Source organism: Microbacterium sp. che218, assembly GCF_040436305.1.
In the GTDB taxonomy this organism is placed as follows: Bacteria; Actinomycetota; Actinomycetes; order Actinomycetales; family Microbacteriaceae; genus Microbacterium; species Microbacterium algihabitans.
Genome location: NZ_AP031501.1, coordinates 2,632,779 through 2,647,576 on the forward strand (window position 1 = coordinate 2,632,779; position 14,798 = coordinate 2,647,576).

Genomic DNA, 14,798 nt, shown 5'->3' on the forward strand with positions numbered 1-14,798 from the left:
GCCCCCAGAACAGAACGCCTCGCGGCGCGCGCCGCCCGGTCCTCGACGAGGAGCACCGCCATGCCCGACACCTCCTCCGTCGCGCGTCGGTCGTCGCCGCTCACGCGGCGCGAGCGCACCGGCATCGTCGCGCTCGCCGTGCCGAACCTCGAGGAGCCCTACTTCGCCGAGCTGACGACCCTGCTGGCGCGGGGGGCCGAGGCGCGGGGGCTGTCGATCCTCATCCAGCAGACCGAGGGCGACCATCAGCGCGAGATCGACGTCGCCAACGGTGTGGGGCTCCCAGCCACCGACGGCCTCATCCACATCCCCCGTTCGCTCACGGTCGGCGACCTCACCCGCCGCACCGCCCCCGGGCCCCTGGTGCTGCTGGGCGAGCACATCGCGGTGAGCCCGTTCACCCATGTGTCGATCGACAACCGCCGCACCGCCGACCTCGCCACCACCCACCTCGCCGAGGCTGGGTGTCGCCGCGTCGCGTTCCTCGGCCCCCGACTCTCGCGACCCTCGGATGCCGCGGACCAGCGTTTCACCGGCTATCGCGACGCCGTCGCGCGGCTCGGTCTGGCCGACGAACCGGGGCTCATCGTCGCGGTCGACGCCTTCACCTCCGAGGAGGGGGCGGCGGCGTTGCGCCGTCTGCACGCGACGGGGACGCGCTTCGACGGCGTGGTCTGCTCGAACGACTCGGTCGCCTTCGGTGTGCTGGCAGCCCTGCACGAGAGCGGCCTCGCCGTTCCCGCCGACGTCGCGGTCATCGGCATCGACAACGTGCACGCGGCGCGGTTCTCGGTGCCCGCGCTGTCGTCGGTCGCCCCCGACGACGAGGGCATCGTCGAGGCGGCCTTCACCGAGCTCGAACGACAGATGTCGGCACGGCCCGGCGCCGACGTGCCGGTGCGACACATCGTCGTCGACGCCGCGGTCGTCGCCCGCGCGAGCACGGCGCGGTGAGCGTCCGTTCCACCGCCCGCAGCCCGCACGGGGGCGGGCGGTGTTCAGTCGTCGTCGCCGGCGGCGATCCAGAGCTCGGCCACGTGCGCGCGCAGGGTCTCTTCGGCGTCGGGGTCGAGGCCCTCGTCCATCACGACGAGGTCGACCTCGTTGAGGTCGACGATCGTGGTGAGCCCGACCGCCCCCCACTTGGTGTGATCGGCGAGCACGACGGCGCGGGCGCCCGCGGCCACGAGGGCGCGATTGGTCTCGGCCTCGAGCAGGTTCGAGGTCGTCAGCCCCGCGGTCAGGTCGATGCCGCGCACGCCGAGGAACACGACGTCGCAGTGCAGGTGCTCGAGCGACGCCACGGCCACCGGGCCTACGAGCGCGTCCGCGGTGGTGCGCACCCCGCCGGTGAGCACCACCGTCTGGGTGTACGGCTCGTCGGCGCGGTCGGGTCGGGCGAAGACGTCGGCGACCGGCAGCGAGTTGGTCACGATCGTCAGGTCGTCGACGCCGCGCAGTTCGCGGGCGAGCGCCCACGTGCTCGACCCTCCGCCGAGGCCGACCGACATGCCCGGCTCGACGAGCGTGGCGGCGCGGCGGGCGATCGCGCGCTTGCCGTCGCCGTTGCGGCGCGATTGCGCGGCGAGGGTGCGGGGCGAGTCGTCGACGCGAGCCACCCGTGCGCCACCGCGCACCTTGTCGACGTGGCCGTCGGAGGCGAGCACGTCGAGGTCGCGGCGGATCGTCATCTCGCTCACGCCCAGGGTCGCGGCCAGATCCGGAACCGCGGCGGCGCCCAGTCGGCGCACCTCGGTCAGCAGGCGGGATCGGCGTTCGGCGGCGAGCACGATCGTTCCTCTCGGTCGGGCCTCCAGTCTTCCACGGCGGGTGCGCGGTGAACGGCGTCATCGCCGACCGCTCGGGCGACGGCGACTACGGCTTCGAGCTCCCGGCCCTGCGCGCGGTGCCGCCGGTGCCGCCGCCGCCCGGCTTCGCCGAGCGGTGGGCCGGGTGGTTCGCCGAGGCGATGACCGTCGATCCCGCGCCCCGGGTGGTCTCGACCGAGCAGCGCGACGATCGCGTGATCGCGCTGGTCGAGCACACGGTGTCGGGCGGTCTGCGGGTGCGCGGCTGGTTCGCCACGGCCGTCGGCGGCATCGTGCCCCGGGTCGGCGTGGTCCACAGTCACGGGTACGGCGGGCGCGAGGGGCCCGACTTCGATCGCGTGCCCGACGACGCCGCGGTGTTCTTCCCCGTGGCGCGGGGCCAGGGCGTGCTCAACGCCGGTCTCGGTGCCCCCACCCCCGCCGACGGGCACGTGCTGCACGGCATCCACTCGATCGAGGACTACGTGCTGGGGCGGTGCGCGGTCGATCTGTGGCACACCGGGTCCGCGCTGCGGGCCTTGGTGGGCGAGGTGCCGCTGTACCTCGTCGGCGAGAGCTTCGGCGGGGGAGTGGGTGCCCTCGCCCTGCCGTGGGACGACCGGATCGTCGGCGCCACGCTCGTCGTGCCGAGCTTCGGGCAGTACGACCTGCGCCTGCGCATGCCGTGCGAGGGCAGCGGCGAGCGCGTCCGCGGCCACGTCGCCCGGCACCCCCGCGCCCGCGAGGTTCTGCGCTTCTTCGACGCCTCGACCGCGGCCACCTTCGCGCGCGTCCCGGTGCGCGTCGAAGCCGCCCTGCGCGACCGGCACGTGCCGCCCGCCGGGCAGTTCGCCGTCGCGAACGCGATCAATCAGGCACCGGATGCCGCGCTCGAGCTCGAGGTGCTCGCCTACGGCCATCGCGAGTACCCCGAACTCCCCCTCGTCCTCAAGCGCACGTTCTCCGCGACGCGCGCCCACATCGCCCGGGTGCTCGCGCACCCCTCGACCGCTCTGGAGACCCCGTGGCCCACTTCGACCTTCCGCTGAGCGCGCTGGAGACCTTCCGCCCCGATCGGGACGAACCCGCCGACTTCGACGCCTTCTGGGCCGACACGCTCGCCGAGGCGCGCGGGCTGGCGTGGGAGCCCCGGTTCACCCCCGTCGACCCGGTCGACAGCGGGGTGACCGGCGTCGACGTCGACGACGTGGAGTTCGCCGGCTTCGGCGGGCATCCGATCCGCGCGTGGCTGGTGCGCCCGCGCGGGGTCGACGGGCCGTTGCCGTGCGTCGTGCAGTACATCGGCTACAACTCCGGGCGCGGCCTGGCGCACCAGCACACCCTGCTGCCGGCGGCGGGCTTCGCCGTGCTCGTCATGGACACCCGCGGGCAGGGCAGCGGCGCGCTGCCCGGGGCCACCCCCGATCCGGTCGGGTCGGCTCCGCACACGGCGGGACGCCTGACCGACGGCATCGACGACCCCGCGCACGCGTACTACCGACGGGTCTTCTGCGACGCGGTGCTCGCGATCGACGCCGCGCGCGCCCACCCGGCGATCGACGGTGCGCGCGTGAGCGTGTGGGGCGGGAGCCAGGGCGGCGGTATCGCGCTCGCCGCGGCGGCGCTGAGCGACGGACTGCGGTTCGCGGCGATCGACTTCCCCTTCCTCAGCGGCATCCGCCGTGCCGTCTCGATCACCGACGCCGCGCCCTACCGCGAGCTCGTCACCTACCTGCAGACCCGGCGCGGCGACGAGGAGCAGGTGTTCCGCACCCTGTCGTACCTCGACGGTGTCAACTTCGCCGCTCGCGCCCGGATCCCGGCGCTGTTCTCGGTGGGGCTGATGGATGCCGTGTGCCCGCCCTCCACGGTGTTCGCGGCCTACAACCACTACGCGGGCGAGAAGGGCATCCGCGTCTACCCGTACAACGGCCACGAGGGCGGCGGTCCCGTGCATCAGCGCGAGGTGCTGCGCGCCCTCGCCGCCCGCGGCTGACTGGGCCCCGCCATGATGCCGAGTCAAACGCAAATACTGCCCTTCTGACCGTCATCTTTTGGTTGCCATACCGCAAAAGCCGCACTACTGTCGGAAAGACCAGGACACCTCGACGACGAGACCCCACCCCCGGGTCGCTCTCCATCCCCCTCGGAGCGCCCCTCTCGAACGGCTCCCGCCCCACGCGGAGTCGCGCCGCCGTGCGTACCCGGTATTCGACGTCCCTCAACGAAGAACGGACCCCCGCGTGAACACTTCGAACACCCGCCGCGCCGCCGACGTCGGCGCCTGGTTCATCGGCGCTCGCGGCTCGCTCGCGACCACCGCCACCCTCGGCATCCACGCCCTCGCCCTGGGCGTGGCGACGCCGGTCGGCCTCACGACCGAGACCGACGCGGTGCGCGTCGACGAGTTCCCCGCCATCGCCGACATCGTCGTCGGCGGGCACGACATCTCGACGACCCCGCTCGAGGAGCGCGCGCGTCAGCTCGCCGCCGGCGGGATGTTCCCCGTGGCCCTGGTCGACGCGGTGGCCGAGCGCCTGCGCGAGACCGAGCAGAACCTCAGCGCCGTCCCCACGATGACGGCGACCCAGCAGGACGAGATCGACCTCCTCGCGGCCGACATCGTCGATTTCCGCGAGCGTCACGACCTCCGCGAGGTCGTCGTCATCGACGTCTCCTCCACCGAGCCCCTTCCGCCGTACCACCCCGGGTTCGAAGACGACGCTCTCCTGCAGACGGCCCTTACGACCCCGGGCGTGCGGGTCCTGCCGCCCAGTTCGCGCGCCGCCCTCGCCGCGATCGCGGCCGGCGCCGCCTATGCCGCCTTCACCCCCTCGGCATCCCTCAACCTCCCCGTCCTGCGCGAGCGAGCCGAACGCGCGGGCATCGCGTACGCGGGTCAGGACGGCAAGACCGGCGAGACGCTGCTACGGACGGTGCTGGCGCCGATGTTCACAGCCCGCGGATTCCGTGTGCAGTCCTGGGCTGGCACCAACCTCCTCGGCGGCGGCGACGGTGCGACCCTGGCCGACCCCGAGGCCGTCCGCTCCAAGCTGGTGTCGAAGAACCGCGGTCTGCACGCTCTCGTCGGCGACGACGTCGTCACCCCGCTGCACATCGACAACGTGCCCGACCTCGGCGACGTCAAGACCGCGTGGGACCACGTCAGCGCGACCGGCTTCCTCGGCAGTCGCGTCACGCTGCAGACCACGTGGAGCGCCTACGACTCCGCCCTCGCTGCCCCCCTGGTGATCGACCTGGTCCGGGCGCTGTCGCTCGCGACCCGTGCGGGCCACGCGGGGGTCGTCACCGCCCTCGGCTGCTTCTTCAAGGACCCGTGGGGAAGCGACGTCCACGGCTTCGGCGAGCAGACCGCCCAGTTCGTCTCGTGGGTGCACGAGACCGCAGCCGCCGTAGCGGCGGCCCGGGTCGCCGCACCGTGACCCGGGTCGCGGACCATCTCGACCTCGTCCGCGCCCCCGCCTCGCTCACCGTCCTCGGCGACGCACTCGTCGGGGCGCTGAGCGCGCGCGGGACGGGCGGCGACGGTCCCCTGCGCGTCGGCGCGCTCGCGGCCGCGTCGGTCTGCCTGTACAGCGCCGGGATGGCGCTGAACGACTGGGCGGATGCCGAGATCGATGCGCTGGAACGCCCGGAGCGTCCCATCCCGTCCGGGCGGATCAGCCGCGACCGCGCGCTCGCGGTGGGCGTGGGTCTCACCGCCCTCGGGGTGGGCGCGGCGTTCGCCGCCGGCCGTCGCTCGGGTCTGGTGTCGCTCGCGCTCGCCGGGGCGCTGTGGGCCTACGACACCGTGTTCAAGCCGACGGTGGCCGGTCCGGTCGTCATGGCCCTCTGCCGCGGGCTCGATGTGATGATGGGCGCTGCCGGCCCGGGCTGGCGCTCGGCCCTCGTCCCCGCAGGCGCGGTCGCCGCCCACACGGTGGCCGTCACCGCGATCTCGAGGGGCGAGGTCGACGGGTCGACGGCGACCACCGGTCGCGTCGTCGTGGCCACGAGCGTCGCCGTGGCGGCATCCGCTCTGCTCGGGCGGTCGAACCGCTCCGCGGTCGTCCTCGGGGGAGCGCGCTACCTCGCGGCGGTGCTCCCCGGCCAGCTGGCGGTCGTCCGTGATCCCGGGGCAGCGCAGGCACGGGACGCCACCCGCGCGGGCATCCGCGCCGTCGTCCCCCTGCAGTCCGCCCTCGCCGCACGGGCGGGTTCACCGGTGGCGACCGCGGCACTGCTGGGCATCGAAACCCTCGGCCGCGTGCTCGGCCGCCGCCGTTCGACGGGAGACATCACATGAGCTGGACCTGGGGATACGGCACGAACGGCTTCACCGACCACCCGCTGCCCTCCGCCCTCGACGTCCTGCAGCATCACGGATACGGCGCCGTCGCCCTCACGCTCGGTCACCCCCACCTCGACCCCTTCGCCTCCGACTGGCGCGAGCAGTGCGAGGCGCTCGCCGCGGACCTCCGCCGCCGAGGCTTGCGCGTGGTCGTCGAGACCGGCGCCCGCTACCTGCTCGACCCCCTGCGCAAGCACCGGCCGACCCTCGTCGACCGCGAAGCCGCGTCGCGCATGGCCTTCCTCCTGCGGGCAATCGAGATCGCCGCGATCCTCAAGGCCGAGTGCGTCTCGCTGTGGAGCGGGGTCGTGCCCGACGACGTCACGACCGATCAGGCGCGTGTCCTGCTCGAGGAACGCCTCGTCGAGCTCACCGCGTTCGCGGCCGACGCGGGCGTCACCCTCGCCCTCGAGCCCGAACCCGGGATGCTGGTCGAGACTGTAGCCGACGCCCTCGCGCTCCGCGCCCGCCTCGGTCACCCCGCGAACCTCGGCCTCACGGTCGACCTCGGTCACTGCGTGGTGGTCGAGCCCGACGGGGTGGTGGGTGCTCTGCGGGCGGCAGGATCCCTGCTACGCAACGTCCAGGCTGACGACATGCTCCCCACCGCGCACGAGCACCTTCCGTTCGGGGAGGGCGAGCTCGACCTGGACGCGGCCCTCTCGACGCTGCGCGAGATCGAGTACCGCGGCGTGGTGGCGGTGGAGTTGCCGCGGCACGCGCACGCGGCTCCCGAGCTCGCCGCGTCGAGCATGACCGCACTCGTCGCGGCGGGGGATCGCTCGGCCACCGCCCCGACGCGAAGCGCAGGCGAACCCCGGTCGTTCTCGGACGCGCAGCCCCTCCATCCCTGGACCGCTCTCGCGGTCGAGCAGGTGCGCACGGATGCCACCCGCACTGCGCGCCTGTTCGCCGCGGCGGGTCGCGAGGTGGGGCGGGACCCCCTCTCCAGCGCACCGTTCGCCCCGACCGCCGACGATGTCGCCCGCGCCGCTCTCATCGCGGCCCTGGCCGACAGCGGGGCCGACCCCGCCGTGGCGATCGCACTGTACCGCCGTGGTGACGGCGCCGAGCGGCGCGGGGTGCTGCGCGGCCTCGACGCGATCCCCGCGCCCACCGCGGCCTGGCGCGAAGCCGGTCGGGAGCTCGTCGCGGACGCCCTCCGCGCCAACGACACGCGACTGGTCGCCGCCGCCCTCGGGCGCTTCGCCGCCGATCACCTCGACGACCACGCGTGGCGCCACGGCGTGCTGAAGTGCGTGTTCCTCGGCATCCCCCTCTCCGTCGTCGTCGCCCTCGACGCCCGCGCCGATGACGAACTCGCCGCGATGGCGGAGCGTTTCGCCGCCGAGCGCCGCGCCGCGGGCCGTCCCGTGCCCGACGACCTCTCCTTCCTCCGTGCTCGCGAAAGGGCCTGACATGCGCATCTTCGACCCCCACATTCATATGTCCGCCCGCACCACCGACGATTACGAGGCCATGTACGACGCGGGCGTGCGCGTCCTGGTGGAGCCGGCGTTCTGGCTCGGCCAGCCGCGCACGAGCGTGGGGTCGTTCCTCGATTACTTCGACGCGCTGATCGGGTGGGAGAGGTTCCGCGCGGCGCAGTTCGGCATCCGGCACCACTGCACGATCGCGCTCAACCCGAAAGAGGCGAACGACGCGCGCTGCCGCGAGGTCATGGCCGAGCTGCCGACGTATCTCGCCAAGGACGGGGTCGTCGCCGTCGGCGAAACCGGCTACGACTCGATGACCCCTGAAGAAGACGAGATCCTGCGCCAACACCTCGCTCTCGGCATCGAGTTCGACCTCCCCGTGCTCGTGCACACCCCGCATCGCGACAAGACCGTCGGCACGCAGCGCACGCTCGACGTGGTCGCCGAGTCCGGCATCCCGATGCAGCGCGTGCTCGTCGACCACCTCAACGAGACCTGCGTCGACGCGGTCGCCGACAGCGGCGCCTGGATGGGCTTCTCGATCTACCCCGACACCAAAATGGACGAGCAGCGCGTCATCGCCATCATGCAGCGCATCGGGCTCGACCGCGTCATCGTGAACTCGGCGGCCGACTGGGGTCGCTCCGATCCGCTCAAGACGGCGAAGACGGGTCTGGCCATGCTCGACGCCGGCTTCACCGAAGACGACGTCGACCGGATCCTCTGGCGCAACCCGCGCGACTTCTACGCGCAGAGCGGCCGCGTGAACACCGACCCGATCGAGGGCTTCGCTCCCGCGAGCCAGGGACCCGAGCTGTTCGCCGGCAACTCCGTGCTGCGCGGCATGGCGTCGCGCCAGGGGGCGTGAAGGTGGAGCTGTCGTACTGCACCAACGTGCACCCCGCCGAAGACCTCCCCGGCATCGTCCGCCAGCTCGACGAGCACGCCGGTCCCGTCCGCCGGGCGGCGGGCCTCGACCGTCTCGGCGTCGGATTGTGGATGCCGGTGGGCGTGGCATCCCTCCTCTCCGACGACCCGCGGGCCCGCGGTGTCCTCGCCGACGCCCTCGACCGCAACGGGCTGGAGCTGCGCACCGTCAACGCCTTCCCGTACCGCGGGTTCCACGACGACGTCGTCAAACTCGCGGTGTACCGCCCCGACTGGACCACGCGCGAGCGCCTGGAGTACACGCTCGACTGCGCGCGCGGCCTCGCGGCGCTTCTCCCCGCTGGAGCCGAGGGCAGCATCTCGACGCTCCCGCTGGGATGGAGGGCGGGGTGGGATGCCGCAGCCGACCGCTCCGCCGACGCGCACCTGACCGAACTCGTCGAGGCCCTCGCCGCGCTGGAGCGCGAGACGGGCCGGACCGTTCGCGTGGCGATCGAACCCGAGCCCGGCTGCATCCTCGACGACGTCGCCGACGTGGTGGCCTGGCTCGGCGCGCGCCCACACCTGACCGCCGACGGCCGCCTCGGGCTATGTCTGGACACCTGCCACCTCGCGGTGTCGTTCGCCGACCCCGCCGGAGCGGTCGCCGCCGCCACCGCCGCGGGCGTCCGCATCGTCAAGGTGCAGGCGTCGGTCGCCCTCGAGGTGCCCGACCCCGCCGACGCCCGCACGGCGGACGCGCTCCGGCCCTTCGCCGAGGAACGCTACGTCCACCAGGTGCGCGAGGCCGGCGGTCGGCGCTCCGCCGACGACCTCCCCGAGGTGCTCGACGCCGCCGCGCCGTGGCCGACGGACCGCGCCTGGCGCGTGCACGTCCACATCCCCCTGCACGCGCGTCCCTCAGCACCCCTCCGCGCCACGACCGAGGTGCTGCTGGCCGCGGTCGACGCGGTCCTCGACGCCCCCGGCGGCGATGACGCCCACCTCGACGTCGAGACCTATACCTGGTCGGTGCTGCCTGAAGATCTGCAGCCCGAATCGCTCGTCAGCGGGATCGCGGCCGAACTGCGCTGGGCGCGCACGCACCTGCCACGCGCCCTGGCCGGGGTCCCGGCATCCGGAATCGACGACAGGAGCCCGGTATGAGCAAGCTGCTGCTGCTGGACATCGTGGGGCTCACCCCTCGCACGCTCGCCGCGATGCCCCGACTCACCGCCCTCGGCCGCTCCGGCGGACTCCTCGGGCTCGACACGATCCTTCCGGCCGTCACGTGCAGCGTGCAGTCGACCATGCTCACCGGCACCATGCCGCGCGAACACGGGATCGTCGGCAACGGCTGGCACTTCCGCGGCCTCGGCGACCCTCTCCTGTGGCGCCAGCACAACAGGCTCGTCGCCGGCGAGAAGGTGTGGGAGACCGCGCGGCGCTCGCGCCCCGAGCTCACCACCGCCAACCTCGGCTGGTGGTTCGCGATGGGGGCGACGACCGACATCACCGTGACCCCGCGCCCGATCTACCACGCCGACGGGCGCAAGAGCCCCGACGCGTACGTCCGGCCGACGGCCCTGCACGACCAGCTGGTCGGGGCGCTGGGCGAGTTCCCGCTGTTCCAGTACTGGGGTCCGACCGCGACCATCCGGAGCAGCACGTGGCTCGCCGAAGCGACCCGCGGCGTCATCACCGAGCGGTGGGGTCCGGCGCCCGACCTGGCGATGGCCTACCTGCCGCACCTCGACTACGACCTGCAGCGGTTCGGCCCGAACGGCCCCGAGGCCGATCGGGCGGCGCGCGAGCTCGACGACGCGATCGCGCCCCTGCTGACCGACGCGCTCGAGCGCGGGTACAGCGTCGTCGCGGTCTCGGAGTATGGCATCGAAGAAGCGTCGCGCCCCGTCGACGTCAACCGCGCCCTGCGGCGCGAAGGACTGCTCGAGGTGTACGTGCAGGACGGTCGGGAACAGCTCGACCCCTGGACCTCGCGGGCGTTCGCCGTCGCCGACCACCAGGTCGCCCACGTCTACGTTCCGGATGCCGCCGACCTCCCCCGCGTGACGGCGCTGCTGCGCGGACTGGCGGGCGTCGACGAGGTGCTCGACCGCGACGCGCAGGCGCGGTACGGCCTCGACCACGAGCGCTCCGGTGAACTGGTGGTGGTGGCCGAGCCGGGTGCATGGTTCACCTACTACTTCTGGCTCGACGACGAGCGTGCCCCGGAATACGCCCGAGGTGTCGACATCCACCGCAAGCCCGGATACGACCCGGCCGAGCTGTTCTTCGACCCCGCCGACCGTCTCGCCAAGGCCAAGGCCGGCGCGAACCTCGTGAAGAAGAAGCTGGGCCTGCGTTACGCGATGAGCACGGTGCCGCTCGACCCCTCGTGCGTCCGCGGGACGCACGGCCGCCTGTCGTCGTCGCGGGCAGACGGGCCCCTCCTCGTCACGAGTGACGCCGACCTGCTGCCCGAGGCCGAGTCGCTGCCCGCCGCGGGCGTCCGGGATCTGGTGCTGCGCGGACTCGGCGTCTGACGCGGCGCACGGCGTCAGACGCGGGGTGCGACGTCGTACGCGGCCGCTGCGCCCGGCGCGGTCGCCTCGGATCGCGCCGGGCGCTGCGCCGAGAACAGGCGACGCCACGAGAACAGGCCGGAACCGCGCGGATCGGCCTGTTCTCGTCACGCCTCCTGTTCTCGTGACGGCGCCGGGCGCACGAGAAGGGCCGGATGCCTCGGCATCCGGCCCTTCCTTCGCTTCCGACCGATCCCCCCGGGTCAGCGCTGGCTGAACGCCGCGTCGAACGCCGCCCCGGAGGGCTCGTACGACGACAGCTTTCGCACGAATCGGAGCGCTTCGGGCGCTCCGACCAGGCGGTCCATGCCCGCGTCCTCCCACTCGACCGACAGCGGCCCGTCGTAGCCGATGGCGTTGAGCATGCGGAAGGCGTCCTCCCACGGCACATCGCCGTGCCCGGTCGAGATGAAGTCCCACCCGCGACGCGGATCGGCCCACGGCAGGTGCGACGACAGGCGCCCATTGCGGCCGTTGCCGAGGCGTTTCTTCGTGTCCTTGCAGTGCACGTGGAAGATCTTGTCCTGGAAGTCCCACAGGAACGCGACCGGATCGATGTCCTGCCACACCATGTGGGAGGGGTCCCAGTTCAACCCGAACGCCTCGCGGTGCCCGATGACCTCGAGAGCCCGCTTGGTGGTCCAGTAGTCGTAGGCGATCTCGGAGGGGTGCACCTCGTGGGCGAAGCGCACGCCGACCTCGTCGAACACGTCGAGGATCGGGTTCCAGCGGTCCGCGAAGTCCTGGTACCCGGCGTCCACCATCTGCTCGGTGGCGGGCGGGAACATCGCGACGTACTTCCAGATGCTCGATCCGGTGAAGCCCGTGACCGTCTTCACGCCCAGCTTCGCGGCGAGGCGCGCGGTGTTCTTCAGCTCTTCCGCGGCGCGCTGGCGCACGCCTTCCGAGTCTCCGTCGCCCCACACCCGGTCCGACACGATGTCGCGGTGACGCTGATCGATGGGGTCGTCGCAGACGACCTGGCCCTTCAGGTGGTTCGAGATGGCCCACACCTTCAGACCGTTGCGCTCGAGCACGTCGAGCTTGCCCTGCACGTAGGCCTCGTCATCCCAGCGCCAAGGGTCGAGGTGGTCCCCCCAGCAGGCGATCTCGAGGCCGTCGTAGCCCCACTCGCCGGCGAGACGGGCCACCTCCTCGAAGGGCAGGTCGGCCCACTGGCCGGTGAAGAGGGTGATCGGTCGCGTCATTGCGGCGTCCTTTCGTCGGTGCGGTTCCGGGATCGGGTTCAGGAAGCCGCGAACGCGCGGCCCCCGAGAGAAGCGGTGGCCGAGTCGGCGTCCACACCGGTCCAGACGCCGTCGGCCTCGGAACTGCGCGAGACGGCGTCGAGCACCTCCTGCACGTGCAGCCCGTCGGTGAACGAGGGGGTCGGGGCGGTCCCCGCGGCGACCGCCTCGACGAAGTCCTTCGCCTGGTGCGAGAAGCCGTGCTCGTAGCCGAGCATGTGGCCGGTGGGCCACCATGCGGCGACGTAGGGGTGCTCGGGCTCGGTGACGAGGATCCGGCGGAAGCCCTGCTCCGCGGCGGGGAGCGTGGCGTCGTAGAACTGCAGTTCGTTCGGGCTCTCGAGATCGAACGACAGCGATCCGAGGGATCCGGCGATCTCGATCCGCAGGGCGTTCTTGCGGCCGAGACGGAAGCGCGAGGCCTCGAACGAGGCGAGGGCGCCGCTCTCGAGGCGACCGGTGAAGAGCGCGAGGTCGTCGACGGTGACGGCCCCGCGCCCGGCGCCCGCAGTACCGGAGAGCCCGGAGGAGGAGGCGAGGACGGGACGCTCGTCGACGATCGTCTCGAGAATCCCGGCGACGCGGCTCACGTGCTGCCCGGTGATGAACTCGGTGAGGTCGACGGCGTGGGCGCCGATGTCGCCGAGGGCGCCGGAGCCGGCGCGGTCCTTCTGCAGTCGCCACGTGAGCGGGGCCTCGGCGTCGCTCAGCCAATCCTGGAGATATTCGGCGCGCACCTGGCGGATGTCGCCGAGGCGGCCCGCGGCGACGAGGTCGCGGGCGAAGGTCGTGGCAGGCAGACGCCGGTACGTGAAGCCGACCATCGAGCGGATGCCGCTGTCGGCGGCGGACGCGGCGGCCTCGGCCATGCGGCGGGCCTCGGCGACGGTGTTGGCGAGGGGCTTCTCGCAGAGGACGTGCTTTCCGGCGGCGAGGGCGGCGATCGCGATCTCGGCGTGCGAGTCGCCGGGGGTCACGATGTCGACGACGTCGATGTCGGGGCGGTGGATGACCTCGTGCCAGTCCGTCGCGCTCTCCTGCCAGCCCCAGGTGTCGGCGGCGGCCTGCGTGCGGGCCGGGTCGCGCCCGACGAGCACGCTCATCACGGGGGCGAGGGGGAGATCGAAGAAACGAGGGGCGACGCGCCATCCCTGGGAATGCGCGGCGCCCATGAATCCCGCACCGACCATGGCGATGCGAAGGGGCTGAGTCACGATGACGTCTTTCTGTGGGGGACGGGGGACGGGGCGCCCGCGACGAACGCGGACGCCCCGGACCGGGTCAGGACTGGAACGAGAGGTCGATGAAGGACGCGACGTTGTCCTTGGTCACCACGGGGGCGTCCAACACGATGCGGTTGGGGACGCTGGGTGTGATGAGGTCGCCGGCGGTCTTGCCCTGCGCGATCAGGCGCGCCAAGGCGATGCCGTCGGCGGCCTGCGTCGACGGGTAGATGACCGTGGCCTTCAGGACGCTGTCGTCGGCCTGGATGGACTCCATCGCGTTCCGGCTGCCCGCGCCGCCAACCATGATGAACTCGTCACGACCGGCGGCCGTGACGGCGGCGAGCACGCCGATGCCCTGGTCGTCGTCGTGGTTCCAGATGGCGTCGATCTTCGGGTTCGCCGAAAGCAGCTGCGAGGTCGAGGCCTCACCGCCCTGGACGGTGAAGTCCGCGGCGACGCGGGGTCCGACCTTCAGGCCGCAGTCCGACAGGGCGTCGGCGAAGCCGGCCGAGCGGTCCTGCGTGAGCGGCAGGGAGTCGATGCCCGCGATCTCGCCGACGACGGCGCTGCTGTTGCCCTCGAGCTGCTCGCAGATGTAGGTGCCGGCGCTGACGCCCATGCCGTAGTTGTCGCCCAGGACGGTCGAGCGGGCGGCGAAGGGGCTCGAGAACTCGCGGTCGACGTTGATCACGGGGATGCCCGCGTCCATCGCCTTGATCGCGACCTCGGTGAGGGCGGCGCCGTCGCTCGGCAGGAGCACGATGGCGTCCACGCCGTCGTTGATGAAGGTCTCGACGGCGGCGATCTGCGCGTTGACGTCGTTCGTGCCCTCGGCGACCTTGAGGTCGACGTCGGGGAAGCTCTCGGCGGCGGCGAGCGCGCCCGAGTTGATGGCACCGAGCCACCCGTGGTCGGCGGCGGGGCCGGAGAACCCGATGGTGACGGTGTCACCGGCGGCGGCGTTCTCTTCGGTCGTGGTGCCCTGATCGACGACGTTCTGGCTGTCGCCCCCCGAACCGGTGCAGCCGGCGAGAAGTCCGACCGAGGCGATGACGGCGATACCGGTCAGGACGAGTCGCGAACGCGACTTCCACTGTGAGCGCATGTTTCCTCCTTGAAATGTGATGCAGCTGGGGTCATAGCGGCCCCGGGTCATTCCGGTAGGAAGGGTCCACTCTGACGTCGCTCACGCTAGCAGAAGTGTCGACCAAGCGAGCATCTTTTGTTTTTAAAACAACATAAGTCGACAGTCGCAGCGTTTTCGCGGGGGGAGCGCTC

The 14,798-nt window shown here is 72.4% G+C and carries 13 protein-coding genes; 9 read left to right on the forward strand and 4 right to left on the reverse strand.

Translation table 11 applies throughout. From position 1 onward, the window contains the following. Window positions 1-60: 60 nt before the first annotated feature. A complete protein-coding gene (locus ABXS86_RS12435; RefSeq protein WP_353664671.1) occupies window positions 61-954 on the forward strand; it encodes a LacI family DNA-binding transcriptional regulator in 894 nt (297 codons plus the stop codon). 44 nt (window positions 955-998) lie between these two features. On the opposite strand, the gene ABXS86_RS12440 is transcribed toward ABXS86_RS12435, so the two are convergent. Beyond that, window positions 999-1,790, reverse strand: coding sequence for a DeoR/GlpR family DNA-binding transcription regulator (locus tag ABXS86_RS12440; RefSeq protein WP_353664672.1), 792 nt, complete (start codon window positions 1,788-1,790; stop codon window positions 999-1,001). 47 nt (window positions 1,791-1,837) lie between these two features. Here ABXS86_RS12440 and ABXS86_RS12445 point away from each other — a divergent pair, with 47 nt between their 5' ends. The 8 genes from ABXS86_RS12445 (at window position 1,838) to ABXS86_RS12480 (ending at window position 11,008) form a co-directional block, all read left to right on the forward strand. Beyond that, complete coding sequence (locus ABXS86_RS12445; protein ID WP_353664673.1) at window positions 1,838-2,857, forward strand: acetylxylan esterase; 1,020 nt, start codon at window positions 1,838-1,840, stop codon at window positions 2,855-2,857. Then, window positions 2,833-3,804, forward strand: coding sequence for an acetylxylan esterase (locus ABXS86_RS12450; RefSeq protein WP_353664674.1), 972 nt, complete (start codon window positions 2,833-2,835; stop codon window positions 3,802-3,804). The genes ABXS86_RS12445 and ABXS86_RS12450 overlap by 25 nt, the downstream gene beginning before the upstream one ends. A 247-nt stretch (window positions 3,805-4,051) precedes the next feature. Then, a complete protein-coding gene (locus ABXS86_RS12455) occupies window positions 4,052-5,251 on the forward strand; it encodes an inositol-3-phosphate synthase (protein WP_353664675.1) in 1,200 nt (399 codons plus the stop codon). Further along, entirely contained in the window at window positions 5,248-6,114 is an 867-nt protein-coding gene (locus tag ABXS86_RS12460; protein WP_353664676.1) for an SCO3242 family prenyltransferase, read from the forward strand. Before ABXS86_RS12455 ends, ABXS86_RS12460 begins: the two co-directional genes overlap by 4 nt. Further along, entirely contained in the window at window positions 6,111-7,577 is a 1,467-nt protein-coding gene (locus tag ABXS86_RS12465; protein WP_353664677.1) for an EboA domain-containing protein, read from the forward strand. The genes ABXS86_RS12460 and ABXS86_RS12465 overlap by 4 nt, the downstream gene beginning before the upstream one ends. A 1-nt stretch (window position 7,578) precedes the next feature. Continuing rightward, on the forward strand, window positions 7,579-8,463 hold the full coding sequence (locus ABXS86_RS12470; protein ID WP_353664678.1) for a TatD family hydrolase: 885 nt from the start codon (window positions 7,579-7,581) through the stop codon (window positions 8,461-8,463). Further along, window positions 8,460-9,629 (forward strand): metabolite traffic protein EboE, encoded by a 1,170-nt coding sequence (gene eboE, locus ABXS86_RS12475; protein WP_353664679.1) that lies wholly within the window; start codon window positions 8,460-8,462, stop codon window positions 9,627-9,629. The genes ABXS86_RS12470 and eboE overlap by 4 nt, the downstream gene beginning before the upstream one ends. Continuing rightward, the gene (locus ABXS86_RS12480) at window positions 9,626-11,008 is read left to right on the forward strand and encodes a nucleotide pyrophosphatase/phosphodiesterase family protein (RefSeq protein WP_353664680.1); all 1,383 of its coding nucleotides are present in this window, start codon (window positions 9,626-9,628) and stop codon (window positions 11,006-11,008) included. Before eboE ends, ABXS86_RS12480 begins: the two co-directional genes overlap by 4 nt. 242 nt (window positions 11,009-11,250) lie before the next feature. Here the strand turns inward: ABXS86_RS12480 and ABXS86_RS12485 are convergent, their stop codons facing one another. The 3 genes from ABXS86_RS12485 to ABXS86_RS12495 form a co-directional block, all read right to left on the reverse strand. After that, window positions 11,251-12,255 carry a sugar phosphate isomerase/epimerase family protein gene (locus tag ABXS86_RS12485; protein WP_353664681.1) on the reverse strand — a complete coding sequence of 335 codons (1,005 nt, stop codon included), beginning with the start codon at window positions 12,253-12,255 and terminating at the stop codon, window positions 11,251-11,253. A gap of 38 nt (window positions 12,256-12,293) precedes the next feature. Continuing rightward, window positions 12,294-13,484, reverse strand: coding sequence for a Gfo/Idh/MocA family protein (locus ABXS86_RS12490; protein ID WP_353666247.1), 1,191 nt, complete (start codon window positions 13,482-13,484; stop codon window positions 12,294-12,296). A 91-nt stretch (window positions 13,485-13,575) separates the two neighbouring features. Further along, window positions 13,576-14,625 (reverse strand): substrate-binding domain-containing protein, encoded by a 1,050-nt coding sequence (locus tag ABXS86_RS12495; RefSeq protein WP_353664682.1) that lies wholly within the window; start codon window positions 14,623-14,625, stop codon window positions 13,576-13,578. Between the last annotated feature and the right edge of the window lie 173 nt (window positions 14,626-14,798).

Excerpts from the sequence above, each read along its gene's own strand:
- ABXS86_RS12490 (WP_353666247.1), bottom strand. The coding sequence starts at position 13,484 with ATGGTCGGTGCGGGATTCATGGGCGCCGCGCATTCCCAGGGATGGCGC.
- ABXS86_RS12470 (WP_353664678.1), top strand. The coding sequence starts at position 7,579 with ATGCGCATCTTCGACCCCCACATTCATATGTCCGCCCGCACCACCGAC.
- ABXS86_RS12480 (WP_353664680.1), top strand. The coding sequence starts at position 9,626 with ATGAGCAAGCTGCTGCTGCTGGACATCGTGGGGCTCACCCCTCGCACG.
- ABXS86_RS12495 (WP_353664682.1), bottom strand. The coding sequence starts at position 14,625 with ATGCGCTCACAGTGGAAGTCGCGTTCGCGACTCGTCCTGACCGGTATC.
- ABXS86_RS12485 (WP_353664681.1), bottom strand. The coding sequence starts at position 12,255 with ATGACGCGACCGATCACCCTCTTCACCGGCCAGTGGGCCGACCTGCCC.
- ABXS86_RS12465 (WP_353664677.1), top strand. The coding sequence starts at position 6,111 with ATGAGCTGGACCTGGGGATACGGCACGAACGGCTTCACCGACCACCCG.
- ABXS86_RS12435 (WP_353664671.1), top strand. The coding sequence starts at position 61 with ATGCCCGACACCTCCTCCGTCGCGCGTCGGTCGTCGCCGCTCACGCGG.